The 26,644-nt window shown below is 65.5% G+C and carries 27 protein-coding genes; 17 read left to right on the top strand and 10 right to left on the bottom strand.

Annotation, left to right across the window (positions count from 1 at the left end; genetic code table 11):
* Nucleotides 1-41 precede the first annotated feature (41 nt).
* From AB4Z46_RS30905 to AB4Z46_RS30875, 7 genes are all read left to right on the top strand, one after another.
* The gene (locus AB4Z46_RS30905; protein WP_442287384.1) at nt 42-797 is read left to right on the top strand and encodes an SDR family NAD(P)-dependent oxidoreductase; all 756 of its coding nucleotides are present in this window, start codon (nt 42-44) and stop codon (nt 795-797) included.
* Between the two features lie 25 nt (nt 798-822).
* Nucleotides 823-1,368 carry a type II 3-dehydroquinate dehydratase gene (locus AB4Z46_RS30900; RefSeq protein ID WP_442287383.1) on the top strand — a complete coding sequence of 182 codons (546 nt, stop codon included), beginning with the start codon at nt 823-825 and terminating at the stop codon, nt 1,366-1,368.
* Nucleotides 1,369-1,461: 93 nt separating this feature from the next.
* Nucleotides 1,462-2,472 carry a TRAP transporter substrate-binding protein gene (locus tag AB4Z46_RS30895; protein WP_442287382.1) on the top strand — a complete coding sequence of 337 codons (1,011 nt, stop codon included), beginning with the start codon at nt 1,462-1,464 and terminating at the stop codon, nt 2,470-2,472.
* A gap of 19 nt (nt 2,473-2,491) precedes the next feature.
* Complete coding sequence (locus AB4Z46_RS30890) at nt 2,492-4,354, top strand: TRAP transporter large permease (protein WP_442287381.1); 1,863 nt, start codon at nt 2,492-2,494, stop codon at nt 4,352-4,354.
* Between the two features lie 108 nt (nt 4,355-4,462).
* The gene (otnK, locus tag AB4Z46_RS30885) at nt 4,463-5,752 is read left to right on the top strand and encodes a 3-oxo-tetronate kinase (protein ID WP_442287380.1); all 1,290 of its coding nucleotides are present in this window, start codon (nt 4,463-4,465) and stop codon (nt 5,750-5,752) included.
* Nucleotides 5,749-6,423 carry a class II aldolase/adducin family protein gene (locus AB4Z46_RS30880; RefSeq protein ID WP_442287379.1) on the top strand — a complete coding sequence of 225 codons (675 nt, stop codon included), beginning with the start codon at nt 5,749-5,751 and terminating at the stop codon, nt 6,421-6,423. The genes otnK and AB4Z46_RS30880 overlap by 4 nt, the downstream gene beginning before the upstream one ends.
* Before the next feature lie 50 nt (nt 6,424-6,473).
* The gene (locus AB4Z46_RS30875; RefSeq protein WP_442287378.1) at nt 6,474-6,860 is read left to right on the top strand and encodes a DUF1090 domain-containing protein; all 387 of its coding nucleotides are present in this window, start codon (nt 6,474-6,476) and stop codon (nt 6,858-6,860) included.
* A 125-nt stretch (nt 6,861-6,985) separates the two neighbouring features.
* Here the strand turns inward: AB4Z46_RS30875 and AB4Z46_RS30870 are convergent, their stop codons facing one another.
* Nucleotides 6,986-7,882, bottom strand: coding sequence for a LysR family transcriptional regulator ArgP (locus tag AB4Z46_RS30870; protein WP_442287377.1), 897 nt, complete (start codon nt 7,880-7,882; stop codon nt 6,986-6,988).
* A 73-nt stretch (nt 7,883-7,955) separates the two neighbouring features.
* Between AB4Z46_RS30870 and AB4Z46_RS30865 the strand changes: the two genes are divergently transcribed.
* Nucleotides 7,956-8,606, top strand: a complete 651-nt coding sequence (locus AB4Z46_RS30865; RefSeq protein ID WP_442287376.1) for a LysE/ArgO family amino acid transporter — start codon at nt 7,956-7,958, stop codon at nt 8,604-8,606.
* A 13-nt stretch (nt 8,607-8,619) separates the two neighbouring features.
* Here the strand turns inward: AB4Z46_RS30865 and AB4Z46_RS30860 are convergent, their stop codons facing one another.
* The gene (locus tag AB4Z46_RS30860) at nt 8,620-9,531 is read right to left on the bottom strand and encodes a LysR family transcriptional regulator (RefSeq protein ID WP_442287375.1); all 912 of its coding nucleotides are present in this window, start codon (nt 9,529-9,531) and stop codon (nt 8,620-8,622) included.
* A 103-nt stretch (nt 9,532-9,634) separates the two neighbouring features.
* Here AB4Z46_RS30860 and AB4Z46_RS30855 point away from each other — a divergent pair, with 103 nt between their 5' ends.
* The 5 genes from AB4Z46_RS30855 to AB4Z46_RS30835 are packed head-to-tail and all read left to right on the top strand — an operon-like array spanning nt 9,635 to nt 13,451.
* Nucleotides 9,635-10,762 carry a CaiB/BaiF CoA transferase family protein gene (locus tag AB4Z46_RS30855; RefSeq protein WP_442287374.1) on the top strand — a complete coding sequence of 376 codons (1,128 nt, stop codon included), beginning with the start codon at nt 9,635-9,637 and terminating at the stop codon, nt 10,760-10,762.
* A 41-nt stretch (nt 10,763-10,803) separates the two neighbouring features.
* A complete protein-coding gene (locus tag AB4Z46_RS30850; RefSeq protein ID WP_442287373.1) occupies nt 10,804-10,986 on the top strand; it encodes a hypothetical protein in 183 nt (60 codons plus the stop codon).
* Nucleotides 10,983-11,765: a tripartite tricarboxylate transporter substrate binding protein gene (locus tag AB4Z46_RS30845; RefSeq protein WP_442287372.1), complete on the top strand. Its 783-nt coding sequence runs from the start codon at nt 10,983-10,985 to the stop codon at nt 11,763-11,765. The genes AB4Z46_RS30850 and AB4Z46_RS30845 overlap by 4 nt, the downstream gene beginning before the upstream one ends.
* 16 nt (nt 11,766-11,781) lie before the next feature.
* Nucleotides 11,782-12,498 carry a nitroreductase gene (locus AB4Z46_RS30840; RefSeq protein ID WP_442287371.1) on the top strand — a complete coding sequence of 239 codons (717 nt, stop codon included), beginning with the start codon at nt 11,782-11,784 and terminating at the stop codon, nt 12,496-12,498.
* Nucleotides 12,499-12,512: 14 nt separating this feature from the next.
* On the top strand, nt 12,513-13,451 hold the full coding sequence (locus tag AB4Z46_RS30835) for a hydroxymethylglutaryl-CoA lyase (RefSeq protein ID WP_442287370.1): 939 nt from the start codon (nt 12,513-12,515) through the stop codon (nt 13,449-13,451).
* Between the two features lie 48 nt (nt 13,452-13,499).
* Here AB4Z46_RS30835 and AB4Z46_RS30830 read toward each other — a convergent pair whose 3' ends face one another.
* From AB4Z46_RS30830 to AB4Z46_RS30805, 6 genes are all read right to left on the bottom strand, one after another.
* On the bottom strand, nt 13,500-13,838 hold the full coding sequence (locus AB4Z46_RS30830; RefSeq protein WP_442287369.1) for a hypothetical protein: 339 nt from the start codon (nt 13,836-13,838) through the stop codon (nt 13,500-13,502).
* 180 nt (nt 13,839-14,018) lie between these two features.
* Nucleotides 14,019-14,201 (bottom strand): hypothetical protein, encoded by a 183-nt coding sequence (locus tag AB4Z46_RS30825; RefSeq protein ID WP_442287368.1) that lies wholly within the window; start codon nt 14,199-14,201, stop codon nt 14,019-14,021.
* 154 nt (nt 14,202-14,355) lie between these two features.
* A complete protein-coding gene (locus tag AB4Z46_RS30820; RefSeq protein WP_442287367.1) occupies nt 14,356-14,769 on the bottom strand; it encodes a cell envelope biogenesis protein TolA in 414 nt (137 codons plus the stop codon).
* A gap of 165 nt (nt 14,770-14,934) precedes the next feature.
* The gene (locus AB4Z46_RS30815) at nt 14,935-15,606 is read right to left on the bottom strand and encodes an RICIN domain-containing protein (RefSeq protein ID WP_442287366.1); all 672 of its coding nucleotides are present in this window, start codon (nt 15,604-15,606) and stop codon (nt 14,935-14,937) included.
* Between the two features lie 188 nt (nt 15,607-15,794).
* Entirely contained in the window at nt 15,795-16,703 is a 909-nt protein-coding gene (locus AB4Z46_RS30810) for a UbiA family prenyltransferase (protein WP_442287365.1), read from the bottom strand.
* Complete coding sequence (locus tag AB4Z46_RS30805; protein ID WP_442287364.1) at nt 16,700-19,462, bottom strand: hypothetical protein; 2,763 nt, start codon at nt 19,460-19,462, stop codon at nt 16,700-16,702. Before AB4Z46_RS30805 ends, AB4Z46_RS30810 begins: the two co-directional genes overlap by 4 nt.
* 26 nt (nt 19,463-19,488) lie before the next feature.
* Here AB4Z46_RS30805 and AB4Z46_RS30800 point away from each other — a divergent pair, with 26 nt between their 5' ends.
* Nucleotides 19,489-22,209, top strand: a complete 2,721-nt coding sequence (locus tag AB4Z46_RS30800; protein ID WP_442287363.1) for a glycosyltransferase family 4 protein — start codon at nt 19,489-19,491, stop codon at nt 22,207-22,209.
* Between the two features lie 102 nt (nt 22,210-22,311).
* On the opposite strand, the gene AB4Z46_RS30795 is transcribed toward AB4Z46_RS30800, so the two are convergent.
* The gene (locus tag AB4Z46_RS30795; RefSeq protein ID WP_442287362.1) at nt 22,312-23,103 is read right to left on the bottom strand and encodes an SDR family NAD(P)-dependent oxidoreductase; all 792 of its coding nucleotides are present in this window, start codon (nt 23,101-23,103) and stop codon (nt 22,312-22,314) included.
* 442 nt (nt 23,104-23,545) lie between these two features.
* On the opposite strand from AB4Z46_RS30795, the gene AB4Z46_RS30790 reads away from it, so the two are divergent.
* Nucleotides 23,546-24,181, top strand: coding sequence for a hypothetical protein (locus AB4Z46_RS30790; RefSeq protein ID WP_442287361.1), 636 nt, complete (start codon nt 23,546-23,548; stop codon nt 24,179-24,181).
* Nucleotides 24,182-24,226: 45 nt separating this feature from the next.
* Complete coding sequence (locus AB4Z46_RS30785; protein WP_442287360.1) at nt 24,227-25,000, top strand: tRNA-uridine aminocarboxypropyltransferase; 774 nt, start codon at nt 24,227-24,229, stop codon at nt 24,998-25,000.
* A 36-nt stretch (nt 25,001-25,036) separates the two neighbouring features.
* Here the strand turns inward: AB4Z46_RS30785 and AB4Z46_RS30780 are convergent, their stop codons facing one another.
* A complete protein-coding gene (locus AB4Z46_RS30780; protein WP_442287416.1) occupies nt 25,037-25,579 on the bottom strand; it encodes a DUF2957 domain-containing protein in 543 nt (180 codons plus the stop codon).
* 346 nt (nt 25,580-25,925) lie between these two features.
* Between AB4Z46_RS30780 and AB4Z46_RS30775 the strand changes: the two genes are divergently transcribed.
* A complete protein-coding gene (locus AB4Z46_RS30775) occupies nt 25,926-26,432 on the top strand; it encodes a hypothetical protein (protein WP_442287359.1) in 507 nt (168 codons plus the stop codon).
* Nucleotides 26,433-26,644 lie beyond the last annotated feature (212 nt).

Genomic DNA, 26,644 nt, shown 5'->3' with positions numbered 1-26,644 from the left:
CTTTCTTTCAACACCTCATTTTTTCTACAAAGAGCATCGTCATGGATTTCAAGGACAAAGTCGTCGTCATCACCGGTTCGGGCCAGGGCATCGGCCGCGCATACGCGCAGGAGTTCGCCAAGGCCGGCGCGTCCGTCGTGGTTGCCGACCTCAACGGCGAGCAGGCCGCCAAGGTCGCCGGCGAAGTCGTCGCCGCCGGCGGCAAGGCCATTGCCGTGACCGTCGACGTGGCCGACAAGGCCAGCGCGCAAGCCATGGTCGATGCCGCGATCGCCGCCTTCGGCCGCGTCGATGTGCTGATCAACAACGCCGCGATCTTCTCGACGCTGAAGATGAAGCCTTTCGAGGAGATCGATGGCGACGAATGGGACCGCGTGATGGCGGTCAATGCCCGCGGCGTGTTCTTCTGCGCCCAGGCGGCCTCGAAGCCGATGCGCGCCCAGGGCAGCGGGAAGATCATCAACATCTCGTCGAGCGTCGTCGTCACCGGCCGCGCCAACTATGCGCACTACGTCGCATCCAAGGGTGCCGTGGTCGCGCTGACGCGCGCGCTGGCCACCGAGCTCGGCGATGCCGGCATCAACGTCAACGCCATCAGCCCGCACGGCATCGTGACCGAAGTGCCGCGCGACACCATCAAGCCGGAGCAGTGGGACGCCATCCTCTCGGCCCAGGCGCTCAAGCGCAAGGGCGACGTGAGCGACATGATCGGCGCGACCATGTTCCTGGCTTCCGACGCCAGCAAGTACATCACGGGCCAGACGCTCAACGTCGACGCCGGCCTGCGCTTCAACTGAACATTCCCGACACAAGGAGACAAGCATGAGCACTTCAACGGCTCAGATCGAGCGCGCCACCAGCCGCCGCCATCGCATCGCGGTCATCGACGGCCCGAACATGTCCAACCTTGGCGCACGCAGCAAGAAGGTCTACGGCAAGATCGGCTCGCTGGACGAACTCAAGGCCTACGTCGCGGCCTTCGGCACGCGGCTGGGCGTCGACGTCGAGGCCTTCTCGTCCAATCACCAGGGCGACATCCTGGAGTTCATCCACGGCTCGGCCGAGCGCGTGGACGGCTACATCATCAACCCGGCCGGCCTCACGACGGTGGGCGAGGGCGTGCGCCATGCGCTGGAAGACACCGGTCGCCCGGTGATCGAGGTCCACTTCGCCAACATCTCGGCCGCTGCCGGCGGCGCACGCGGGCTGGGCGGCGGCAGCATCCAGTCGAGCTTCACGCACACCGCCACCGGCATGTGCATGGGCATGCGCCAGTACAGCTACATCGGCGCCCTGACGGCGATGGTGCTCGCGCTGGACGACGAGGACTTTCTCGGCAGCGCGCATGCCGCGGCCGACAAGGCCTGACCCCCGATTCGCCCTCGTTCTTCCCGCCAATCCCGCCTTCCCGGTCCGCCCATCGCGGCACCGTGAAACGGCGCCCCTATCCGGAGATATTTCATGACCACCCTCAACCGTCGCCACCTCCTGTCCGGCTCCGCAGCGCTTGCCAGCGCCGCCTTGCTGCCCCGCTTCGCCTTCGCCGCCGAATTCGAATTCAAGATCGCCAGCGACACGCCCGCCAGCCACCCCTGCAACGTGCGCACGCTGGAAGCCTGCGCGCGCATCAAGGAAGAAACGGGCGGGCGCGTCGACATCAAGCTCTTCCCGAACAACCAGCTCGGCAGCGGCCCCGACATGCTGAACCAGCTGCGCTCCGGCGCCCTGGACTACTTCATGTACTCCACGCAGCTCGTCGCTCCGCTGGTCGCCGCCACCGCGCTGCCGGGTGTCGGCTTCGCGTTCAAGGACACGGCCACCGCGCTCAAGGCGATGGACGGCGAGGTGGGCAGCCACTTGCGCAAGCAGGTCGAAAAGGCCGGCCTGATCGCCATGCCGCGCATCTGGACCAGCGGCTATCGCCAGGTCACGAGCAGCTCGGTGCCGATCCGCACGCCCGAAGACTTCAACGGCTTCAAGATCCGCGTGCCGGCCAGCCCGATGTGGGTGTCGTTGTTCAAGGGCTTCGGCGCCAGCCCGACCGCGATCAACTTCTCCGAGTTGTACACCTCGCTGCAGACCAAGGTCGTCAACGGCCAGGAAAACCCGCTGGTCATTCTGGAAACCAACCGCCTGTACGAAGTGCAGCAGTTCTGTTCGCTGACCAACCACATGTGGGACGGCTACTGGGTGCTGGGCAACCGCCGTTCGTTCCAGCGCATGTCGCCCGAGCTGCAGGCCATCGTGACCAAGCACTTCGACCGCTCGGCGCTCGACCAGCGCGAGGACATGGCCAAGCAGGATGCGCAGCTGCGCCAGAGCCTCAGCGCCAAGGGCATGAAGTTCAACGAGGTGGACAACGCGCCCTTCCGCGAAAAGCTCAAGGCGGCCGGCTACTACGCCGACTGGAAACAGAAGTTCGGCCCCGAAGCCTGGGCGCTGCTGGAAAAGTACAGCGGCAACCTGAGCTGACGTGGAGGCGGCAACCGATATGGAGAACCCTCAACGCCATGGCCGCGCGCCGGGCAGGGGCGCGCTGGCGGCGGCCGACCGGTGGCTCGGCCATCTGGTCGAAATTCCGGCGGCGCTCCTGGTGCTGGCGGAAGTCCTGGTCCTGCTGACCGGCGTCGTGTCCCGCTACGTGCTGCACCACCCGGTGGTGTGGTCGGACGAGCTGGCCTCGATCCTGTTCCTCTGGCTCGCCATGCTCGGTGCGGTGGTCGCGTTCCGTCGCGGCGAGCACATGCGAATGACCGCGCTGGTGAACATGGCTTCCGAAAGCAAGCGCGCGATGTTCGACGTGATCGCCATCGCCGCGGCGCTGGCTTTCCTGGCGCTGCTGATGGTCCCGGCGTACGAGTACGCGGCCGACGAAGCCTTCATCACCACGCCGGCGCTCGAGATCGCGAACTCGTGGCGTGCCGCGGCGCTGCCGGTCGGCATCGTGCTGATGATCGTCACCGCGCTCATCCGCCTGGTGCAGGTCGGCAACCTCCGCCTGGTCGCCGGCGCACTGGTCGCGGTGGCCGCGATCTGCGGCCTGCTGTATGCGATGCAGCCGGTCTTCAAGGGCCTCGGCAACATCAACCTGGTGGTGTTCTTCGTCGTCATCGTGGCGGCCACCGTGCTGGCCGGCGTGCCGATCGCGTTCTGCTTCGGCCTGGCGACCTTCGGCTACCTCGCGCTGACGACCACCATGCCGCTGACCGTCGTGGTGAGCCGCATGGACGAAGGCATGTCGCACCTGATCCTGCTCGCGGTGCCGCTGTTCGTGTTTCTCGGCCTGCTGATCGAGATGACCGGCATGGCGCGCGCCATGGTGCGCTTCCTGGCCAGCCTGCTGGGGCATGTGCGCGGCGGCCTGAGCTATGTGCTGGTCGGGGCGATGTACCTGGTGTCCGGCATTTCCGGCTCGAAGGCCGCCGACATGGCGGCGGTCGCGCCGGTGCTCTTTCCCGAGATGGAAAAGCGCGGCGCCAAGCGCGGCGAACTCGTTGCGCTGCTGTCGGCCACGGGCGCCCAGACCGAAACCGTGCCGCCCAGCCTGGTGCTGATCACCGTCGGCTCGGTCACCGGCCTGTCGATCTCGGCGCTGTTCACCGGCGGCCTGATGCCGGCGGTGGTGCTGGGCATCGGCCTGTGCTTCGTCGTCTGGTGGCGCCACCGCGGCGAGAGCCTGGCCGGCGTGACCAAGGCCAGCCGTGGCGAGATCGGACGCTCGCTGGTTGCCGCCCTGCCAGCGATCGCCTTGCCTTTCGTCATCCGCGCCGCGGTCATCGAAGGCGTGGCGACCGCGACCGAAGTCTCGACCATCGGCATCGCCTATGCGGTCGTCATGGGCCTGCTGGTCTATCGCCAGTTCGACTGGAGCCGCCTGCGGCCCATGCTGGTCGACACCGCGTCGCTGTCGGGCGCCATCCTGCTGATCATCGGTGCCGCCACCGCGATGGCCTGGGCGTTGACGCAGTCCGGCTTCTCCAATGCACTTGCCCGGTTCATGGGCGATCTGCCCGGCGGCGCCGCGACCTTCCTGGCCGTGTCCGTGCTGGCTTTCATCGTGCTGGGCAGCCTGCTCGAGGGCATTCCGGCGATCGTGCTGTTCGGGCCCCTGATGTTCCCGATCGCGCACACGCTCGGCATCCACGAGATCCACTATGCGATGGTCGTGGTGCTGTCGATGGGGCTGGGCCTGTTCGCGCCGCCTTTCGGGGTCGGCTACTACGCCGCCTGCGCCATCAGCCGCGTGCATCCCGACGAAGGCATGAAGCCGATCATCGGCTACATGATCGCGCTGTTCATCGGGCTGGTCTTCGTCACCGCGATCCCCTGGATCTCGACCGGGTTCCTGCACTGAGCGCTGCCGGCCGCGAGAACGGCGATGAAGGCGCCAAGGGTGCGCAGGTCCATGGGTCGCCGTTCTCCCGCGGCGGCCCCGCCCCGGGTCTGTCAGTAAACTAGGCCCGTGACCCGACCTACCCCCGCAGCCCACCCGATCCTCCTCGGTTGCATCGCCGACGATTTCACCGGCGCCACCGATCTGGCCAACAACCTGGTGCGCGCCGGCCTGCGCGTGGTCCAGACCATCGGCGTGCCGGAAGGCCCGCTCGGCGCCGAGGTCGACGCCGTCGTGGTGGCGCTGAAGTCGCGCACCATCGCCCCGGCCGAGGCCGTGGCGCAATCGCTGGCTGCGCTGCATTGGCTGCAGGCGCAGGGCGCGCGGCAGATCTACTTCAAGTACTGCTCCACCTTCGACAGCACGCCCGCAGGCAACATCGGCCCCGTGACCGAGGCGCTGATGGACGCGCTGCACTGCGACTTCACGATCGCCACGCCGGCCTTCCCCGACAACAAGCGCACCGTGTTCAAGGGCTACCTGTTCGCGGGCGAGGTGCTGCTCAACGAGAGCGGCATGCAGAACCATCCGCTCACGCCGATGACCGATGCCAACCTGGTGCGGGTGCTGCAGGCACAGTGCCGACGCAAGGTCGGCCTGATCGACCACGTCGCGGTGGCGCAGGGCGCCGAGGCGATCCGCGCGCGCATCGCGCAGCTGCGCAGCGAAGGCGTGGGCATCGCGATCGTCGACGCGGTGTCCAACGACGACCTGCTGCGCCTGGGCCCCGCGCTGGCCGACCTGCCGCTGGTGACCGCCGGTTCGGGCGTCGCGATCGGCCTGCCGGCGAATTTCGGCATCGCTCCCTCGTCGACCGCGAGCGCGCTGCCGGCGCCGACCGGTCACCGGGCGGTGGTGTCGGGCAGCTGCTCGCTGGCCACCAACCGCCAGGTGGCGGCGTTCATCGCATCGGGCCGGCCGGCGCTGGCGGTCGATCCGCTGCAGCTTGCGGCCGGCATCGACGTCGTCGGGCAGGCGCTGGCCTGGGCCGAGCCGCTGCTGGACGGCGGCCCGGTACTGGTCTATTCCACTGCCGACCCGTCCGCCGTGAAGGCGGTGCAGGGCCGCCTGGGCGTGGAGGAGGCGGGTGCGATGGTCGAGCGCGCGATCGCCGCGATCGCGCGCGGGCTGGTGGCGCGCGGCGTGCGCCAGCTGGTGGTCGCGGGCGGCGAGACCTCCGGTGCCTGCGTGCAGGCGCTGGGCATCGCGCAGCTGCAGATCGGCGCCCAGATCGACCCTGGCGTGCCCTGGTGCCATGCGGCCAGCGAGGCGGCCGGCGGCGCGGGGCTGCACATTGCGCTCAAGTCCGGCAACTTCGGCAGCGACGATTTCTTCACCAAGGCCTTCGAGCTTCTGTGACGCACGAGCATCGCGCCCGCGAGGAGATCTGCCGCATCGGCCGCAGCCTGTTCGAGCGCGGCTACGTGCACGCCACCGCGGGCAACATCAGCGTGCGGCTCGACGACGGCTTCCTGATCACGCCCACCGATGCCTGTCTCGGCTTCCTCGATCCGGCCAGGCTGGCGCGGCTCGACAGCGGCCTGCGCCAGATCCACGGCGACCGCGCCAGCAAGACCATCGCGCTGCATGCGCGCATCTACGGGGCGGCGAGCGGCTTCGATGCCGGCACGCGCTGCGTGATCCACACCCACAGCACGCACTGCGTGGCGCTCACGCTGCGCCAGACCGGCGACGAATTGCTGCCGGCCCTGACGCCGTACTTCGTGATGAAGGTCGGCCATGTGCCGGTGATCCGCTACCACCGCCCGGGCGCGCCCGAGGCGGCGGCACTGGTGGCGCAGGCCATCGAGCGCTATGGCGCCGCCGGCACGCCGATCCGAGCGGTGATGCTCGAGCGCCTGGGGCCCAACGTCTGGCAGGACACGCCGGCCGCGGCGATGGCGGTGCTCGAAGAGCTGGAGGAAACGGCCAGGCTCTGGCTGCTCGCGAACGGGGGCGCGGATCCGCCTGATGTGCTGGGCGAGGCCGAGATCAACGAGCTGCGGCGCAGTTTCGGGGCCCGCTGGTAGTTGGGGTCACAGCGATCTACTTCGGCAGCAACACTCCACATGGAGCATCCATGAAGACGCAGAGCTTTCTTTTGGCCGCAGTACTTGTCTCGTCTCCCGCTTGGGCCGCTCCGGAGCCAGCAGCTGGAGGAACTTGCCAGGCCAAGCGCGAGGAAATCAGTCGCAACCTGGACGAAGCAAGGGCCAAGGGCCAAAAGCAGCGCGTTCGAGGGTTGGAGCATGCGCTGTCGGAGGTCGACGCCCATTGCAGCGACGCGAAGCTGCAGGCCGAGCAGCAGCGGCGTATTCAACGCCAGGAAGAAGCGGTCGCGGCGCGAGAGCGCGATCTGAAGGAGGCGGAACGCGACGGCAATGCAAAGAAAGTGGCGCGCCGAAAGAGCAAGCTGCTCGAGGAGCAGGCCAAGCTCCAGCAATTGAAAGAGGCTCGCCTCAACTGAGCCCGCGATGCCGATGCGCAGCGAAGCTCCATTCGCCACACCAGTCCGATCCGGGCCGTCTTCGGTTCGCAGCTGCGGCTGAAACTGGCCGGATTGGCCGCGGTCACGCGCGGCGATTGGTCAGGTCATGGCGGCAACAATGCCCGCCGGGCGGCGGCCATGAGCTGTCGAGTCAATTCGTCGAGCAGGGCGGATGCGGCGCGCGCCTGCTGCCAGTAGAGCGGCACGTCCAGCGGCGCGTGTGGCACCAGTTCAACGAGCGAGCCGTCCGTAAGGTACGGGTCGATCAACGCCTGAGGGTGCAGGCCCCAACCCATTCCGGCCACGGTCGCGGTCACGAAAGCCTGGGAGGAGGGAAGGGTGTGCCGGGGTAGCTCCACGTGGCGATGGCACAGGCGGCGCGCCCATTTCGCCTGCAACTCGTCCTTGGCGTTGAACACCAGGCTGGGCGCGCGGGCCAGGCTGCCGGCCCCGACGCCGCCGACGAAATGGCGAGCCATGAAAGCGGGGCTGGCGGCGGCCAGGTAGCGCATGGAACCCAGCGGCTGGCTGTTGCAGCCGGCGGCGGGCCGGGGGGTGCCGGTCACCGCGGCCAGTACCGCACCGCTGCGCAGCCACTCGGTGGTGTGATCCTGGTCGTCGACCGCTATTTCCATCAGCACCGGCGCCTCGGCCGCAAAGGCGGCGACAGCGGGGGCGAACCACGTGGCCAGGCTGTCGGCATTCACCGCGACGGGCAGAGGCACGCGGGCAATCCCCACCGGCGCAAGCGCCGGGACGGCGCCCTCCAGGTCCTGCTCCAGCAGGCGGACACGGTCGACGTGCTGGCACAGGCGTCGGCCGGCATCCGTGGCGCGACAAGGCTGCTCCCGCACCACCAGGGCGCAACCGACCCGCTCTTCCAGCATCCGAATGCGCTGCGAGATGGCCGAGGGCGTCACATGAAGGCTGCGCGCCGCGCGCTCGAAGCTTCCCTCTCGCACGACTGCGGCCAATGCAGCCAGCGCCGAATAGTCCAGCATAAAGTTAGTCTTGCTAAAGTTGCGTTAGCAAAGATAGTTTGTTTTCATTGATTCGCGCTGGCAAGCTTGGCCGGTGCTGACTTTTCCAGACTCCGCTTCGCTCGCGTTTCCGGTCTTCATCCAGGGCCTGGCCCTGAGCCTGGGGCTCATCGTGGCCATCGGTGCCCAGAACGCTTTCGTGCTGCGCCAGGGGCTGCGCCGCGAGCACGTGGGCACCATCGTGTTGTTCTGTGCGGTGGCCGACGGGGCGCTGATCGCCGCGGGTGTCATGGGCATGGCGCAGGCCCTGGGCGACCGTCCCGGTCTGGCACGCGCGCTTGCGCTGGCCGGCTCCGCCTTCCTGGCGGTCTATGGCGTCCAGGCACTGCGCCGTGCGCGCCATCCGCATCCGCTGCAGGCAGCGGAAGGGGGAGCGGCCCTCCGCCGGGGTGCGGCCGTGGCGCAGGCCGCAGCCTTCACGCTCCTCAACCCGCATGTCTACCTGGACACCGTGCTCCTGGTGGGCAGCATCGGCGCCCAGCAGCCCGGGGCGCTGCGTGGCTGGTTCGTCGCTGGCGCCAGCACGGCCAGCGTGTTCTGGTTCGGGCTCCTGGGCTATGGCGCGCGCTGGCTCGCGCCCTGGTTTGCGCGTCCGCGGGCCTGGCGGATACTGGACGGGCTCGTCGGTCTCACCATGATGGTGCTGGCTGCCCTGCTGGTCCGCCGCGCCTCCATTGGCTTCTGAGGGCCAGGTCGCTTCACTCCCGGCCCTGTGTCGAGTGCACTTCCTCGAACAGGGCTTCCCTTAGCTTCGCCGCTGCAGGCGACAAAGCTGTGTCGACACGCTGCAGGGAGCCGATCACCCGCTCCACCACCCGACCCTGCAAGGCGATGCTCGCCAGTTCGGCGCAGTCGATCAGGGCAAGCGCAAGCCGGGGAAGGACGCTCAAGCCCAAGCCGGCAGCGACCATCGCTCCGATGAGGGAGAGATGGTCGACCTCGTACTTCACGTTCACGGTGAGGCCCATCTGGATGAACGCGCGGTCCAGGGTCGGTCTGACGCTGCTGGCGTGCGTGAACCCTATGAAGGGTCTGCTTGCGAGGGTCGTCCACGGCAGGACCTTCTTCCTGGCCAGTGGATCGTCCCGGCGGCAGAGGAGGACGTATTCATCGACCAGGATCTTCTCGAAGCGGAACCACTCCGCGGCAGCAGGTTGCGTGACGACGGCGAAGTCGGCGGTCCCGTCGCGCACCGCCGCCAGGACCTGCTGTTCCGGCAATCCGAGCACCTTCACCTCCACGTGGGGCGCAATGGCTGCAAGGCCGCGCAGAGCTCCCGGCATCAACGCGACAACCACCGAAGGAAGGCCGGCCAGGACGACCCGCCCTGCCTGTCCGTCCAGCACGTTGCCAAGGTCGCCAAAGGACTCGTAGTACTCCCCGACCAGCCGCTTCGCGACAGGCAGCAGGGCGGTGCCTGCGGCGGTCAGTTCCACCACGCGAGTGCTGCGTTTGAAAAGGGGCGTTTCGAGGTCCTCTTCCATGAGACGCAGCGTGCGGCTCAGTGCAGGCTGCGACACATGGAGGCGTGCGGCCGCGCTCGTGACGTTGCGCAGCGCCTCAATGACCAGGAAAGCCTCGAGCTGCTTGATGGAAGGCGGCCGCCGCATGAAGGTCCCGATTGATCACTTAAAGGTATGAATCCAATCAGTTCATTGTATTTGTTTGGATGGATCAAGGTGCCTACAGTGACGTCCACCAAGGAGACAAAGCTTGAACCCATTGATCTTGTCGGGCGTGAAGGTCCTCGAACTCGGCCAGATGCTGGCTGGGCCCTACGCGGGTGCCGTTCTGGCGGACCTGGGGGCAGACGTCATCAAGATCGAACGTCCCGAGGGAGGGGACGACGCCCGTCGCATGGGGCCCGCGTTCCTGAACGATGACGCGCTCGCATTTCATGTCTTCAACCGCGGCAAGCGTTCGATGGCGCTGAATCTGGCGGAGCCGGCGGAGCTTGCCGTCTTTCACGGTCTGGCTCAAAACGCAGACATCCTCATCAACAACTTGCGCCCCGGCGTTTCCGAGGGTTTCGGCATTGACGGGGAGACGCTGTGCGCACAGCATCCGCAACTCATCTACTGCCAGATCTCCGCATTCGGGCATGTCGGGCCGATGCGGATGGATCCCGGCTTCGAGCCGCTGGTCCAGGCGTTCAGCGGACTGTCCAGTACCAACGGCGGGCCGGACGACCCTCCGACCCGGCTGGGCGCTTCGGTATGCGACCAGGGGACGGGGATGTGGGCCGTGATCGGCGCACTGGCGCTTCTTTCTCAGCGCGCCCGCACCGGCCGCGGCGGGATCGTCAGCCTTTCGCTGCTCGAAACTGCGCTCGCTTGGAACGCGCAGAAGGCAGACGGTCTGACCAACGAGGGATCGCTCCCGCCGAGGCACCGATCCGGTCACCCCATGTTGTGCCCCTATGAGGCATTTCCCACCAAGGATGATCCCATCCTGATCTGCTGCGGCAACGATCGCCTCTTCGCACGTCTGGCGGGCGCAGTGGACCGCGATCTATGGATCGCCGATGCGAGGTATCGCACCAATCGGGAACGGCTGGCCAACAAGGAGGCGCTGCTCGCCGAGCTCGGTCAGGTCTTGGCCGCCAAGCCGCGCAATGAGTGGCTGGAAACGTTCCGCGAAGCAGGCGTGCCATGCTGTGAAATCCACGCGGTAGCGCAGGCGCTGCAACACCCCCAGGTGAAGTCGCTCGGACTGATGCAGCATGTCGGCGACACGGCGATGGTGCTCACCGGGCTGCCGCTGTCCATCAACGGTCAGCGACCGCGGCTTCAGGCAGAAGCCCCGCGCCTTGGCGCAGACAACGCCCGCCTGGCCTGGTAGCGCGCCGATTTTTCTACCCACGAATCCAAAGAGAGACAAACATGCGCAGATCCTTCCTCGCCCTTGCAGTTCTTCTGCCCTTGCTGGCAGCCACCAGCCATGCACAAGAGAGCTTTCCGTCGAAGCCCATCCGGCTGGTCGTGCCGGGACCGGCCGGCAACTCCTCGGACACCTACGCGCGCTACTTCGCCGCCCGCATGACCAATTTGCTCGGCAACCGGTGACCGTCGACAACAAGGCGGGCGGCAACGGGTTCATTGGCGCGACAGCCGTGCTTCAGGCACCGCCGGACGGCCACACCATCTTCATTGCCGGCAGTTCGCCGATGGCGCAGAACACCGTACTCTTCAAGTCGATGCCATACGACCCGCTGAAGGACTTCCGCTGGATCGCCGGCATCTTCGAGGGCATGGCGGTCGTGGTCGTGCCGGCAAACTCGCCGCACAAGAATCTCGGCGACCTGGTCGCCGCTGCCAAGCAGCAACCGAAGAAACTCAACTACGGGTCGTATGCGGCGGCCTATCGCCTCTCCACGGAGTGGCTGAACCAGGCGGCGGGCATCCAGACGACCCTGGTGAACTACAAGGGCGCGCCTCAAGTGACCACCGACCTGATCGGAGGCCAGATCGACTTCGCGATGATCGATGCGGTTGCGGTGGCGCAGTTGATCCAGGGCGGGCAGCTGCGTGCTCTTGCGGTGACTGGTGACGTGCGGCATCCCCTGATGCCCAACACCCCGACGCTCAAGGAAGCCGGCCTGCCGTCCTATGGCCGCTCCGCGTGGGTGTCCATGGCGGTGCGAGCCGACACGCCGCCGGCGATCGCGCAAAAGCTCACCGCCACCATGATGAAGATCCTGGCCGACCCCGCCACCAGGAAGTTTTCGGACGAGCAAGGAGCTTTTCTGCTTCCCTATGACGACAGGCAGATGGCGGCCTTCCATCTGAGCGAGCTCGAGAAGTACAAGACGATTGCCACGGCGGCACACATCCAGGCAGAGTGACCTCGTCGAGTACGCCATGAACCGACGGGACCCTGCCACCCCGACCATCGACTCCGTCGCCTGCGTGGACAGCGCCATCGAACAACGCCGCTCGATTCGGGCCTTCCTGTCGACGCCCGTGTCTCCAGAAACGGTCAAGGACATCCTGAGGGTCGCCAGCAGGGCGCCCTCGGGAACGAACATCCAGCCCTGGAAGGTCTATGTCCTGACTGGCGCCGCCAAGGACCGCCTTTCGCGTGACTTGTTGGCGGCGCATGACGATCCTGAAGCATCGACCAAGCACCGTCATGAGCAAGCCTACTACCCGAGTGAATGGCCGGCACCTTACAGCGAGCGGCGAAAGGCACTGGGCGTGACGCTCTACAGACTGTTGGGACTGACGCGAGAGAACAAGCGGGGCATGCGGCATCAGCATGGCCGCAACCTGACCTTCTTCGATGCGCCTGTCGGGATGATCTTCAGCATCAGCCGTCGACTGCACCTTGGTTCCTGGATCGACTACGGCTGCTTTCTTCAGAACATCGCCGTGGCGGCGCAGGCACGCGGACTCGGGACCTGCATCCAGGCGGCGTTCGCTCCACTGCACCAGGTGGTGCGCGAGAACCTGGTGCTGTCAGAAGACGAGATGGTGGTTTCCGGTCTGAGCCTCGGCTATCCGGACTACGCCAAGGTCGAGAACTCGCTGGTGTCCGAGCGGGAGCCCGTGAGTGCCTTCGCGGACTTCCGCTCCTAGGATCGGAGACGCCAATGGCCGACTTGCCACGCTTCGTCACCATCCACGAAGAGGGGCCGCGTGAGGGCTTCCAGAGTGAAGCCCGCGTCTTCCCGACGAAAGACAAGCTTCGGTTGATCCACGCACTCGCAGGCACGGGGCTGCGCGACATTCAGTGCACTTCTTTCGTCAATCCCGAGCGCGTGCCCCAGATGGCGGACGCGCAGGAACTGTCCGCGGGCATCGAGCGCAGGCCGGGCGTTCGGTATACCGGCTTGTGGCTCAATCGACAGGGCTTCGAGCGGTCCATGCAGAGCGGCCTCGACGCCCGCACGTCCGTGATCACGAGCGCCTCCACCACGTTCTCGGTCAAGAACAATGGATGCGGCTCCGCGGAACTCACGCAACGCCAGGGTCGCATGGTGCAGGCATACCGGGATGCGGGCCTTCCCGTGGATGTCGCCTATGTCTTCGCGGCGTTTGGTTGCCACTACGAAGGCAAGGTCACGCCGGCAAGGGCCGTGGTCGCCGCATCGGCGTTGCTCGATGTTTGCGCCGAGCACGGAGCGGCGCCTCGGCTCCTCTACTTCTGCGACACGGTCGGTGTGGCGAACCCGGCACAGGTGGAGGCCTTGTTGGGCGAAGCGCGATCGCGTTGGCCCGGGCAGGAGTTTGCCTTGCACCTTCACGACACGCGGGGAATGGGCCTCGCGAACGCCCTGGCCGGATTGAAGCTTGGCGTGTCGCACTTCGATGCCTCGTGTGGCGGCCTCGGCGGCTGTCCCTTTGCCGGCGCCAAAGACGCGCCGGGCAACGTCTGCACCGAAGACCTGGCCTTCATGTGCGAGGAAATGGGCATCGAGACCGGCATCGACCTGGAAGCCCTGTGCGACTGCACGAGGCTGGCGGAGTCCATTCTCGGCCGTTCACTTCCGGGACGCCTGGTGCGCAGTGGCTACGGGGCTGCTTGGTGAGGGCCATCGTCGGCGAGCGCGGGCACCATATCCGAGCGCAACACATTTCTATTTGTGCGCGGCGAATCCGGTGCTGACGTCTTGCCAGAAAAAGGCAAGCACGGCGAATACCGCAAATCCAGTCCCCCAAAGTAGTATCCAGCGGGCAATCGCCATTTGTGCTTCACTTTCGTCTTGGCGCGCCGTTGCTACAAAAGGAACCAGGACCAACACGCAAAATGCGATTCCCGCGGGAATGAGATACCACAAATCTTGAATTTCCCAATTTCGGTCGCCACTGTGTTTTCCCGTATACCCAACGAACCCCATGAACGCCAGTAGCAGCGTCGCGAGGCCGATTGCGGAGGAACACACGCCTTGAACTGCTCCGTTGAGATGTTTCAACATTTCGAATCCTAGCGCTCAGTCGAAATTGCTCGCTGCCCTTCGTCGGCTGGCTCAACACGACGGTCTCACCCTGGAAAGCCGCGTCCGCGAAATGCGATTTCGACTTGTTCGTCGCCTGAATGGCTGACGTCTGCCCGCACCCGGCTGTAGCTGGCTCGAGATGGGGTTCAAGCTTGCGGCTCAAGAAAACTGAACGGCCGAGACGAACGTCAGGTCCATTTTTGTGACAACACGCTGGCCGTTGCGAACAAATGAACCTGCTCCTGCCCCACCATGAATGTGCTCCTCATCGTCGAGCATCGACGCTCCGCGCCATTGATCGAACGCGATGACAGCAACGATGAGGCGGGCCGGTGCAAACAAGGCCCAGGTTGAAAATCAGGTCGGCAAGAACTCCGAGCAGCTAGCCCATCGCTTTTTCACGGGAGCAAATTGGCGGTGGCCATAGGGTGGCCGGAACCGCACGCTTGTGATCGAAAAGCGCCCAGCGCCTTTTCGATCAGGCACCGAAAGCCGGTCAATTGCCGGTGGCTTGCTTCTTGGCCGCCGCCTTGGCATCGCGCGCGTCGACTCTGGCCTGTCCCGCATTCGCGGCCTTGCCGCCGCTGGCCTCAGGATTGAGTTCAGAACTGTTGGCCAGGTCGCCCATCGGCTTCTTCGCCATGCCCTGGGGTTTGGCGTTGGCCCTGTTCTGGGCTGCCGTGGCAGCCTTGCCGCCGCTGGCCTCAGGATTGAGTTCCGGGCTATAGGCTTGGTCGCCGGTCGGCTTCTTCACTTTGCCTTGGGGGCGGGCTTCCACCCTGTCCTGGGCGCGATTTTGGGCCTTGCTGTTAGTTACAGGTTGTTGCTCCGACGATACTCCCGCCGGGTTTTGAGCGTAGGCGCCTGTTGCCAAGAGGCCGGTGAGCATGACTGCGAGAACTTTGGTCATTGCATATCCTTGGGAGTTGGAGGTCGATTCTCCTCGCCATCGGCAGAGGTTAGAGCAAAACGATGGCCTTGGGCCTTCGGTTGACAGGGATTCACGACGGCGGGCGGCGCCATCGGTCGGTCGTCCTTCCGGAACCAGCGCGCGTCGTTGCGCGCGGACTGAGCTTCACCTGAAGTTGAACGGCGCATCCCAAGCCTGCACGTCGACCAGTTCCCACTCCTGGTTGGCGGCGTTGGGTGCACTGAACCCGGCAATGCACTCTCGGACCAGCAAGGTGTTGCCTTGTTCGGGCAGCCCGGGAATCGGACCATTCGCCGCATCCATGCACCGCCCGCGGCCGTAAAAGTTCTCAAGGACCGTTCGCCGTGGCATGAAGCACCGGCTTTGTGTCGGGCATTCGACCGCGGTCATGACGAGTGTCCGCAAACGCCACAACTGGGAAGCGTCTCCACTGCACGACTCCTGCACGACTGTTGCGCCGGGCCTGAAGCTGTTGGTCTTCAGGCATTTCCCTGAATGCCTCGCCCGCAGCAGAAACCACTGATCCTGCAGGGGCCCGGGGTCGTCGGACCGGGGTAGCCGCTGGATGCTGAACTGCTGGCTCGCGCCGCCGTAGTTCGGCCAGAGGACAACCGGCGCGCCATCATCAAGGCGGCGCGCAAGGACCTCGGCCATCATCCGCGTGCCCGTATTGACTACGTAGAAGTACGGGACCTCGTCGGCAACAGCAGTTCGAGAAAATGCGGCGAGCGCTGCCGCGGCGGCCAGGATCAGTGCGGCAGCGCGTCGAGGCTTGAGGGCCGCGGAACGGGGAAGCGCATTGGAATCGGCATGCATGACAACCTCCGTCCGCGACGCGCCTGACTCGATGCCCCAACCACTGCGACACCGCCCGCCAGTCCGGACACGGCAAGACTGAACCTTCCGCCTTCGTGCGTCAATATGGGGAAAGGCGCGGGGCGCTGCACTTCCTGCGCCATTTCGATGATTGTTGATTTCCGCAGGCCTTGGGGCGTCCAGTGCGGCTACCACGGTGGAACGGTGGCCAGCATCGCCAGGCCGATGACCAGATGTATGTTCCGGTAGGTGGTCTGAAGACGGCGGATGCCGACATAGCTGAGTCCGTCCTGCAAAGTCCGCCACGCCGCACGCAGATGAACCGCGTACAGAACGATGGCCAGCGAGAAGACCGTAGGGACCCGTCCGTGCAGCGCGAGCGCGGTCAACAGCACATAGGCCACGGTGAACAGAAACAGGCCCGCCAGAAAGGTCCGCCGCTTGCCGAAGGCCACTGCGTTGGTGCGGATGCCGCCTTGCAGGTCGCCATCGTGGTCTCGCGTCTCGTGCGTCAGGTGTCCGGCGGCGAAGACCAGCCCGAAGTAGCAGCCGATGGCCACGCTGTTCTGCGAAATGGGCGACAGTGCCGCGTAGCCCAGCAGAAAGTGAAGCGGGCCGCCCAGGAGATGAAGCAGCGAGTTCAGCAGGGGCACGCCCTTGCCATGAATACCCGGAAAGGAATAGATGCCGCTGAGCGCCGCGATCATCAACGCGATGGCCAGCGACGCTTGGCTGACCAGGTTGAAGAGCAGCAGCGCGAGTGCCAGAAGGATCAGCGCCAGCGTGCCCATTCTCCTCGCGTTTTCTCCCCGGGCCACGAAGGTTCGTGCAGCCCGGTTGGGATCGCTCAAGTCGCCATGAATGCCCGCCCAGTCATTGAGCACGAAGACGTGCGCGACCAGACAGAAGTTGCCTGCCACGAGCAGGGCGATCGCGAGCAGCGTGCTGGCACTGAAGTCGGCCATCGCGAAAAGCGCGCCAATCACCGGCGCGCCTTGCAGCACGCAGACCTCGTCGATGCGGATGCAGGACAAGAGGCGCAGCAGCGAGGGGCGGCGCACCTTTGTGGCCGCGGCCTGGACCTCGGGCCGCATCATTGGCCGGGGCCCGACTGTGGGTTGCCGGAAGCCTCAGGCTGGGCAGCGATGCCCTTGGTTCCGTCGTAGAGCCTGAGCCAGAGTGCATAGCCCAGGTCCGGCGACCAGTAGTGGCGTTGCACGGTGGCGGTGGCGTCGTTGTGGTAGAGCAGAGGTGGATCGCTTGCCAGCGCCGAAAAGTCGTTGGCCGCGATCTGTCGCAGGAGTCCGGTCGCTTCGGCTTTGGCCGTCAAGGCTGGCGCGCTGCCTTCCAGTTGCTGCACGAGCGAGGCCGCCCGCACCCACAGGTTCTGGCCAGGCACGTCGGTCTGCAGTCGCGATGCCGGCAACTGCAGCGGGCAGCCTGCGCGATGCAGATCGGCAAGCCGCAGCAGCACGATGGGCGGCGCCCCCGAGTAATAGACCCAGATGCTGCTGTCGTCGGCCCGCCGCATCAGGGCGTTGCACAAGTCGCGTGCGGCAGCCGGATCGCGCTGGGCGAGCAGCAGGTAGATGTGCATCTGGATGCCGATGTCCGCCGGATTCGGGTCTGCGCCTGGGTCCAGGCATTGGTAGTCGGCGCGCTTTGCGAGCCAGGTGCGATACAGCCCGTCGCTGGTACGGAACTTTCGGATGGTCTGGTACGCCGCCGCCAGCTTGTTATCGTGGCTGTCGCCCGGCGCCACCCGCCACACCAGGGCCGTGTCGTCCGAGTCCGGCGTGATGGCGCAGCCAAGCACGCCGATGGTCGGCGCATCGGGCCGGCCGTGGTAGCGCACGAGTCCGTCGGCCTCGATCTGGCTCGCGAGGTAGCTGCGCGCCTTGTCCAGCATCGGCTGCATCTGCGCGGCAGAAGCGATGGGGCCCGCGACGTCCAGCATGATCGCGTTGAGATAGGTATTGAGTTCGGGCTGGGGCTTCTCGAAGCGAGTGCCGCCGGTGAACGAGGTCAGCCAATAGCCAGGGGCCTGCTGCCCCTGGGCGATACGCTCGACCGCGATACGTGCGGCATGCTCGAGCAACCGGTCCGCCGGATCCGCGATGTCGTGGGCCGGCAGATCGAAGGAGCGTTCACGCAGAAGGCGCACCTCGCCACCAGGGTCTGCGCGAACGAGGATCGCCAACACATGCTTTCCAGCCTCGAGATGGCCGATGGGGATGCTCAGCCGCCATCCGGCAGGACTTCTTTCGCCAAGGGCCTGGACCACATCGGGGCGCTCGAAGAAGCGGCTCGTCCCCGCCGCCTCCCGCCCATCGATCAGCACCGCGACGTCCTGGGGCGATCGCGAATCCACGAGCGCCCATCCGGCGACATCGAGCTGCCGTTCGATCCGGTCGCCCGCCGCTGGGTCATGGATGACGACATCGATCGTGTCGATCAGGTCCACGTTGCCACGCAAATTGACGAAGAGATCGGCCGGTGCGCGCGGATGAACCAGCTCGGCGATGAACGCGGCATTGCGGATCTCCCACATGGGCTGCATCCTGTCGGCCGAGCGGGTGGTTAGCACCGCCGTGTCGATGGCCCCGGTGTACCAGAAGGCACCGACAGCCTGGATGGCGACGGACAGGACGCACGCCGCGCCGAACAGGACGCGCCCCGCCCGCGTCAGGGTCGCAACGATGGGGGGCAGCATCCACATGAGCAGCGGCAGCATGTCCGTGAGCCATCGTGGCCCCCACGCGATGCCTTGCCGCCAGTCGACCATCGCATAGCCGACGACCTGCACGAGCATGGCCGCACACAGCACCAGGGTAAGGCCCCGCGAACTCCGCTCCCGAAGCGCGCGGAAAATCAGGCACGGCACGAACAGCAGGAAAGGCGAGAAGACGAACAGTCCCCGCGTCGGACTGACGAGCAGGCCGGCGATGCCCGCGACGATGTCGTCGTTGAGGTCTTCGGGATAGACCCTCAGGGCATAGGCGCCGGCCAGATGGCCGACGGTGCCCAGGTTGTAGGCCACCGTGAGGACGACCGGCACAGCGCCGGACAGCACGAACAGCGGCCACTTGCGACCTGCCCAGACCAGGCCGTAGAGACCGAGCGCGGCGGCCAGGATGGCATCGGGCTGCCGGTTGGCGGCGATCAGCGCGCACAGCAAGCCCGCCAACGCCGCGCGACGCGTGGTGCAGGGTCCGGTGATCAGCAACATCGTGGAGATGATGAGCAGCTGCGCCAGGCCGTGCAGCCACAGCGCCTGGCTGCTGATCACCCACGTCGTCGTGCCGAAGGCGTAGACCAGGCTGAGGAGCGCCGCTGTGCGGGGGCTGCTGCGTCTTCGCAGAAGCAGGTAGAGCAATGCCACCGATGTCGCTGCGATGAGGGAAGCGCAAAGTTTCTCCATGATCCGGGCCACCGTGTCGAAGACATGCGGATCCCAGGCGATCGAATCGAGGTAGCGGACGGCCGGGACATAGAGCGGCGCAATGACGATCGGAACGACGAGCGGGTATTTGGAGACGAGCTGCTCGTTGCGCCCCCTCAGGATCCAGGGCGCCGACCCGTCTTCTCCCCGGGCAGCCGGAGGGCTCCGCCCTTGCGCGACGGCGCTCACCACCGGATCGAGCAGGACGCTGTGATTGCGCAGGATGGAGAACGGCAGGTAGCGCGCTGCAAAGGTGTCGGCGGCCGAGATCAGGCGCCCGTTGGCGTTGAAGACCAGAAAGGCGACGACCGCCAGCAGCACGGCGATCAGCACGTCGCGGCGCGCGCACCCAGGCGGCGGTTGTTGTTCTTTTTCGCTCGGTCGCCAGCTGTTTTCTCTTGCGCTCATCGACATCATAGTTTTCGAAATGCCAGCTTCCGTTGGCTCACCTTAAACTCCGGGCGTTCCGTGCCGTCTCCCTTCGGCAAATACTTCTTACCCAGTGCCGCAATTCCGGCCGCCGACAAATTCTCTTGTCCCCGAATCCTGCAATCTTCACGATCTGCGCGAGCAACTATCTCGCCCATGCTTGCGTCCTCGGCGCTTCGGTCAGCGAACATCATCCGGGGGCCAGGCTGGTCATCTTCCTGCTCGATGAAACGCCTGAGGGCGTCGCGCTGCCCGAGTGGGTGACCATCGTTTCGGCCGAGGCGGTCTTCGAGCGTCGGGAATGGAACCACCGTCGGTGCCACTACAGCATCCTCGAGTTCGCGACGAGCGTGAAGGCGGCGTGCTTTCGCTTCCTGTTCGACACGGGCGCTCAGCATGCCATCTACCTCGATCCGGACATTCGAGTCTATCAACGCGTCGATCAGTTCTGGAACGGCGATGTCAACGATGCCGAGCTGGTGCTCACGCCGCACATCCTGTCGCCGCTGCCGGACGATGGATGCCGGCCCGACGACCTCGACATCCTGCGCGCCGGCCTCTACAACCTCGGCTTTGCGGCGCTTCGCAACACGCAGCGTGCGCGCTTCCTGCTGGATTGGTGGGACCACAAGCTGCGCACGCTCTGCCTGGAGGATGTGCAGTCGGGCGTCTTCACCGACCAGAAATGGATGGAGTACGCGCCCGTGCTGGTGCCTGGCGCATTGGTGCTCCGTCATCTGGGCTTCAATGCCGCCTACTGGAACCTTCATGAACGCACGCCGCGATGGCTGAATGGACGCTGGTCCATGGAAGGCCCGGGAGGCGATGCGCACGACCTCGTCTTCTTTCACTTCAGCGGCTTCAACCCCGACCGGAAGAAGCTCTCGCGCCACGAGACCCGATTCGGCTGGGAACTTCCAGGCGACACGCAACGCTTGTTCGGCGACTATGCCAGGGCCTTGATGGACGCCGGCATCTCCAGGTTCCGGGCTCTCGAGATTCCGCAGGTCAGGTTCGTTGACGGCACCGGCTGGGACCGTGCCTGCCGCGCCCTGTATCGCCAGTCGCTGGCCGAAGGCCTGGATCTGGGCGACCCGCTGGAGGATTCGGACTTCCTGGACTGGGCGGCAAGCCCGGCACCGGGCGACCATGTGACGAGATACCTGCGTACGGTGCTGCGCGAGCGCCCCGAGCTGGCGAGCGCCTTCAACGATGGCCGCGATCGAGTTGGCCTGATGGCTTGGCTGCGCACCTTGGGCCCGCAGGAAGCCGGCCTGGACCGGGATGTCATCGAGCGCTTGGGCGATCCGGACGACGCCCGGCGCTTGAGCATCAACTACGTGGGCTACCTCAGCTCGCACCTGGGTGTGGGCGAGGCGGCGCGCAACAGTATCGCGGCCCTGGACGCGGCCGGGATCGCGATCCACAGCCACGACATCTCGCCCGACGTCGCGGCGCCGACCGGCGACTATGCGCTGCCGTGCAAGCGATGGCTCACTGGGGCGGCCGCGGTCACGATCCTGGGCTGCAATGCGGACATGCTTCCGACGGTGCTGTCCGGGCTGCCGGCAGCGCTTCTTCCCGCCTATCGCATCGGCTGCTGGTACTGGGAGACGCCCACCTTTCCCGATGAATGGTCAGACCGCTTCGACCTGGTGGACGAGATCTGGGCCGGTACGCAGTTCATTGCCGATGCGATCCGGCAGAAAGCGAAGGTCCCGGTGGTGGTGATGCCACCCATGGTGATGCCGCCGCCTGTCCCGCGGGACCGTGCCTGGCTCGCTTCGCTGCTGCCTGAGCTGAACAGCGATGAGTTCGTGTTCCTGTTCCAGTTCGACGTGGCTTCCGTCCCGTTCCGCAAGAACCCCGAGGGCGTGATGGCGGCGTTTGCCAAGGCCTTCAGGCCCGCAGAGCCGGTGCGCCTGATCGTCAAGGCGCTCAACGGCAGGGCTGCGCCCGAACTCTTGGCCTCCTTTCGCGCGGCAGCCCAGGGGCATCGCATCTCGTTCCTGACCGAGGCGTTGGAGAGTACCGATCGTTTTCGCCTGCTGGCCTCGGTCGACAGCTTCGTTTCGCTCCACCGGTCCGAAGGCTTCGGCCTCTCGATTGCAGAGGCAATGGCCTACGGCCTTCCCGTGGTGGCGACAGGGTGGAGCGGCAACACCGATTTCACGCATGCCCACAATGCGGCCTTGGTGCCTTTCGACCTCGTGCGCAGCCAGGTCGCGCACGGCCCCTATGAAGCCGGCACGCTTTGGGCCGAGCCCAGGCTTGATGAGGCCGCCCGGCTGATACGGCGCGTATGGATCGACCCTGCGTGGCGCGCGCAGATCGCGCGAGCCGGCCAGGAGACTGTGGCGACGAATCTGTCCGCCAGCGCCGTCGGCTCCGCTATGCGCGCCCGCCTGGAAGAGATTGCTGGCCAGTCCCGGGGGCGCGCCAATTTGAGGAAGGCGGCGGCGCCGGATGCCGCCCGTGCGACCGCCATTCGGGCCGCGCCGCTGTGGGGCCGGATCGTGCAGGACATGCTGCGCTTTCCCGGCTACTACGCGATGCGGCTGCACCGCGTTCCCCTGTTGATGTGGCGCTATGGCGTTGCCGGTACCCTGATGAGAGCCGAGGTGGTTGCCAGCGGGGCGGTGGAAGGCAAGGCGCAGTACCTGCTCTCGGAAATCCTGGTGCGATTTCGAAGACGGCTTCAGCGCTGGCGATACGACAATTGGGGCCGTTGAACCTCGGACTTCGCCTCTGGACAAGGGAAGCGAGCCGCAAGTGCTTGCCAGCTGAAAACGGGAAGGGCGCGACGTACTTCTTTTTGGCCCGAGACCCGTAGCCTAGAACGCGCTTTTCGTACAGCCGCCGTCGACGCGAAGCGCCGCCCCTGTCGTCCCCGATGAAAGCGGGCTGGCAATGTAGGCCACCATGGAGGCAATCTCCGCTGGAGTTTCGAATCTCTTGATAAGGGAGGTCGGTCGCACCTTTTCGAAAAACTCCCTCTCATAGGCATCGAAGGACTTGCCATCGGCCTTGGCGAGCGCCTCGACGAATTCGCCCACACCCCGCGATTTGGTCGGACCTGGCAGGATGCTGTTGACGGTGATTCCAGAGCCGGCGACGGCCTCGGCCAATCCGCGGGAGACGGCCAACTGCGCTGTCTTCGTCATGCCGTAGTGAATCATCTCCGAAGGAATCTGGACCGCACTCTCGCTTGAGATGAAGATGATGCGCCCCCAGTTGGCGCGCCTCATCGCGGGCAAGACCAAACGCGCGAGGCGGACGCCGCTCAGGACATTCACATCGAAAAAGCGCGTCCAGTCCTCATCCGGAATTTCTTCGAACGGCTTGGGTTCGAAGATGCCGAGGTTGTTGACCAGAATCTCGATGTCAGGGTACTTCGTCACCAAGGCTTGCGCAGCAGCGGCCGTGCTCAGGTCGCCGGCGAAGCCGATCACTTCGCTGCCTTCCGCCGCCTTGATTTGAGCGACCGCGACGTCCACCGATTTCTGCGAACGCCCATTGACGATGACGCGTGCACCCTCCGCTGCCAGGGCATGCGCGATGGCGAATCCGATACCTGCCGTGCTGCCAGTGACCAGCGCCAGCTTGCTTGTGAGTTGGAGGTTCATCGCGCGTGTCCTTCAAAGAGAAATGACGGGCTCGGCCAGGCGGCGTCAGTCGTCGACGTTTTGGTATTGCTCGATTTGGCACGCGTAGGTACCCGGCTGAGTCGAGCACACCGAATAGTTGTGAGGGGCGGTGCTTGCGCACCCGGCCAGGGCCGACAGAAGAAGCGCACTCGCTAGCTTTTGCACGGTCCCCCCTTCAGCGGTTCGACAGCGGGTTGAGGAAAATGCCTTCGCGGTTGGTGCCAGCATAGCCATTTGGGGTGTCGTCGGGAAGGTCCGGTCCTGGTCTGCTGCTCGATACTGGGCCTGGTGACGGCCTCGCAGATGGCCAGGCCCGTCTGATGAAGGCTTGAGGCTGAAGGAATGCGCATCGGCTGCCGATATACGTGCCAGGAGGCTCCTTCGACCGGAGCCCCACAACCTGGCCCGTGAGGAAAGAACCTTGTTTGCAATTCTGAATGCCGTGTACCTGGCGGCGTTTCTGCTATCGAGCATCATGCTCATCCCCGAAGGCGAGACGACGGTGTCTGTCGAGAAGGACTCTGTCGTCGAAATCAGTTTCTACCGCGAATGGTGGCGTGACGATGGCCGCGGCAAATGCGAGTACAAGGGCGTTGTCGTCCCCTACAGCCGCACCTGGTCTGAAGAAGTCCAGCGCGGCGGGGACACGGTGATTCTTCCCCCGGAGCCTGAAAAGATTGCCGGCTACGTGGCCGTCGTGAACCGCAAGGAATGCAAGGACCAACCCGCCGTCGCGATCCTGCGCGCCGGGCTGCCCCGACCCCAGAAATATTTCTTCCGCAGCGAGCAGGTCTTCGACAAGACCGGCCACTTCCCGGCAGGCGACCTGCTGGACACCCCTGCGGACAAGATTCCGCCGTGGTTTCCGCAGGTCATCGAGCGCATGGAACTCCTTGCGCAGAAGGATGAGAAGGCCAAGAACTTCCTCATCGCCTCTGCCACCGAGCTGGACAAGGTGCTGCCCGCGCGTGCGCCCGCTGCCGCCTGGCAGGTTCCCGCCGCCGAGGAAGCCAGGTCGCCGACGGAAGAGGTCCGGGCAAGCGGTGCCCCGCGATGAAAGCCACCGATGACGCCGGTTGCGGGCATGCCCGAGAATCTCCGCATGCCCCACGCCGTCTCCCTCCTGCGCGCCGCCCGCCTGGCGCGCAGCACCAAGCCCTTTCTCGCCCGTGGTGGTTTCAAGCGCGAACGCTGCGCGGATTGCCGGCTCGTGCCCAGCCACTGCATGTGTGCCTTGCGCCCGTCGGTGGCCACACGCGCAGGGGTGTGCCTGCTCATGGCCGACATCGAGCCGCTCAAGCCGACCAACACGGGCTGGTTGATCGCCGACGTGGTGGCCGACACCTTTGCCTTCGGCTGGGCGCGCACCGAAACCGACCCCGCACTTCTGACCTTGCTCGGCGACCCGCAGTGGCAACCCTATGTGGTGTTTCCGGGCCAGTATGCGGCGCCGGAGCGGGTGGTGCGCACCGTTCAGCCGCCCGCCAGCCTCCGTGGGGATGCCGACAAACGCCCGCTGTTCATCCTCCTGGACGCGACCTGGTCCGAGGCCCGCAAGATGTTTCGAAGAAGCCCGTACCTGGACCCACTGCCGGTGCTCAGCCTGGAGCCTGACCAGATATCGCAATACAAGCTGCGCCGCTCCGGCCGCGACGACCACTTCTGCACCAGCGAGGTGGCCGCCCTGTGCATGAACCTGGCGGGCGAACACGTTGCCGAGCAAACTCTGGAGGCTTACCTGGCGGTGTTCACCCATCACTACCTGCATGCGAAAAACCAGCAGCCCGTTGCATGGGATGGCCCTGCGCACCGGCGATTGCGCGCTGCCACAGAAGAACGACCGGTTGAACCCGCCGAGCCTGTCCGCTACGCCTGAGTTGACGCGAACGCCGCGCCGGGGCAACCGCCGGAGCTACTCCACGACGGCGCCGATCGACAGGAACGGATTCACCTTGCTCACGTTGTTCACCGGATCGAACGTGGTGAACTGCTGGTTCACGCCGTTCATCAGCAAGCCATGCACAGGACCCACTTTCACCATCACGCCTTTGTCGCCCGCCTTGAAGATCGGTGTGCTGCCCGACAGGAAATCCCTGTTCGCCGTCACGTTCACGAGGCCGGGCCGGGTCTGTGCGAAGTCCAGCGCAAGATCGGACGACGCCATCGATGTGAAGGGATTCAGCAGCGCGGCCGATGCGGGCTTGAACACCGTGGCACCGTAGTTCACCCCGGCATCGCGTGACGCACTGGCATCGAGGCAGGCCCCGGACGACGGATAGATCGTCTGTCCATTGACCGGCGTCGGAAAGGAACTCTGGCCGACCGACGTGACCGCGCCGCAGACGGAGGCGCTGTTCGCGCCGACGTAGCCGCCCGTCAAGGCCGCCTGCGCAATCGTTGTCGCGGGCGCGAGCAGCGAGATGCCGACCTGGTCGTCGAGCGTGTTCGCGAGCAGATTGTTCGCGTCCGTGCGATGCGGCTGGGACGCAGTGGGGAAAGTGGTTCGATGGGGGCACGGGCGCTGTGCATGAAGGGCTCGTACATGGAATCAGGCACCAGGCGCGGCGCAACAAAATGTCAACCCTTGTAAGGATAACCACTGCATCGAAAACAGTCGCCCACGGAAAACCGTGAGTGAGCACTGAAAACCGGGAGAAAAAGGGCGCGCAGGCTGTCCCAAGCCGCGTTTGCCAAATATGTACGTTCCTCTCGCAGGAGCGACCCGGGGATCCATGCGCGCCGCAGCGATCGACCGTACGATCGCGCCAGAGCTCGGTCAGAAACCCGAAGGGGATTGAACAATGGACAAGCGCAACGAGGACGTTGAAACGGTGCCTCATCGTCTGGACAGCTACACATCGCGGCCCAAAACAGATGCCAGGAAGTTCGCCAACGCCGTGGCGAGTTTCTTCCGGAAAAGCGGCGGTGTGGACGCACCCGAGACCATGGTTGCCAGCGCGGTAACGACTGGGCAGGCACCTGAATTTGCCCAGCGCGCGCAAGCGGTGTCGCAGGCGAACCTGTACAGGCATTGGGACGCCATCAAGGCTGAAGGCATCACGGCGTCGCAGTTCATCGCGTTCCTGCAGCCCCTCGCCGACCTGGATGGCATCACGGTCTCATACGCCTACAGCGACGAGGATGGCCAGGCGCACGTCTACAACCGCAGGCGCGAAGACGCCTCGTACGAGAATCCGCTTTCACATGCCATTCGCGACCGGAAGGTCACCAAGGAAAAGGCGCTCACGTTCGCCCTGAACGAGGAGGGCAAGGTCTGGATCGAGAGCAATTTCATCGAGCTGAAATAGTCGCGCTGCTCCGGCAAGGACGGCGACGCGAGTTGGATGTTTGGCAGGCCGACTAGTGGGCGTCGCTGCACCTGCATCGAAAGTCCCCCGAGATGATGGCGGAGTACGAACCGTTGAAGGATCTCGACGACGCAGCGATATCGTTGATTGGACTTCCGCGCGCAACACGCTCCTTCGATTCTGACCTTCTGGGTGGCCCTGATGAACGCCGA

The organism is Variovorax sp. M-6 (assembly GCF_052114385.1).
Lineage (GTDB): Bacteria > Pseudomonadota > Gammaproteobacteria > Burkholderiales > Burkholderiaceae_C > Variovorax.
Note: the sequence above shows the minus strand (reverse complement) of the source record. Positions and strands in the feature narration are given on the sequence as shown.

Excerpts from the sequence above, each read along its gene's own strand:
- AB4Z46_RS30860 (WP_442287375.1), bottom strand. The coding sequence starts at position 9,531 with ATGCGGCGGCCGCCTTCCATCAAGCAGCTCGAGGCTTTCCTGGTCATT.
- AB4Z46_RS30900 (WP_442287383.1), top strand. The coding sequence starts at position 823 with ATGAGCACTTCAACGGCTCAGATCGAGCGCGCCACCAGCCGCCGCCAT.
- AB4Z46_RS30840 (WP_442287371.1), top strand. The coding sequence starts at position 11,782 with ATGAACCGACGGGACCCTGCCACCCCGACCATCGACTCCGTCGCCTGC.
- AB4Z46_RS30875 (WP_442287378.1), top strand. The coding sequence starts at position 6,474 with ATGAAGACGCAGAGCTTTCTTTTGGCCGCAGTACTTGTCTCGTCTCCC.
- AB4Z46_RS30810 (WP_442287365.1), bottom strand. The coding sequence starts at position 16,703 with ATGATGCGGCCCGAGGTCCAGGCCGCGGCCACAAAGGTGCGCCGCCCC.
- AB4Z46_RS30890 (WP_442287381.1), top strand. The coding sequence starts at position 2,492 with ATGGAGAACCCTCAACGCCATGGCCGCGCGCCGGGCAGGGGCGCGCTG.
- AB4Z46_RS30820 (WP_442287367.1), bottom strand. The coding sequence starts at position 14,769 with ATGACCAAAGTTCTCGCAGTCATGCTCACCGGCCTCTTGGCAACAGGC.
- AB4Z46_RS30835 (WP_442287370.1), top strand. The coding sequence starts at position 12,513 with ATGGCCGACTTGCCACGCTTCGTCACCATCCACGAAGAGGGGCCGCGT.
- AB4Z46_RS30805 (WP_442287364.1), bottom strand. The coding sequence starts at position 19,462 with ATGTCGATGAGCGCAAGAGAAAACAGCTGGCGACCGAGCGAAAAAGAA.
- AB4Z46_RS30830 (WP_442287369.1), bottom strand. The coding sequence starts at position 13,838 with ATGTTGAAACATCTCAACGGAGCAGTTCAAGGCGTGTGTTCCTCCGCA.
- AB4Z46_RS30785 (WP_442287360.1), top strand. The coding sequence starts at position 24,227 with ATGCCCCACGCCGTCTCCCTCCTGCGCGCCGCCCGCCTGGCGCGCAGC.
- AB4Z46_RS30815 (WP_442287366.1), bottom strand. The coding sequence starts at position 15,606 with ATGCATGCCGATTCCAATGCGCTTCCCCGTTCCGCGGCCCTCAAGCCT.
- AB4Z46_RS30795 (WP_442287362.1), bottom strand. The coding sequence starts at position 23,103 with ATGAACCTCCAACTCACAAGCAAGCTGGCGCTGGTCACTGGCAGCACG.
- AB4Z46_RS30895 (WP_442287382.1), top strand. The coding sequence starts at position 1,462 with ATGACCACCCTCAACCGTCGCCACCTCCTGTCCGGCTCCGCAGCGCTT.
- AB4Z46_RS30850 (WP_442287373.1), top strand. The coding sequence starts at position 10,804 with ATGCGCAGATCCTTCCTCGCCCTTGCAGTTCTTCTGCCCTTGCTGGCA.
- AB4Z46_RS30870 (WP_442287377.1), bottom strand. The coding sequence starts at position 7,882 with ATGCTGGACTATTCGGCGCTGGCTGCATTGGCCGCAGTCGTGCGAGAG.
- AB4Z46_RS30905 (WP_442287384.1), top strand. The coding sequence starts at position 42 with ATGGATTTCAAGGACAAAGTCGTCGTCATCACCGGTTCGGGCCAGGGC.
- AB4Z46_RS30775 (WP_442287359.1), top strand. The coding sequence starts at position 25,926 with ATGGACAAGCGCAACGAGGACGTTGAAACGGTGCCTCATCGTCTGGAC.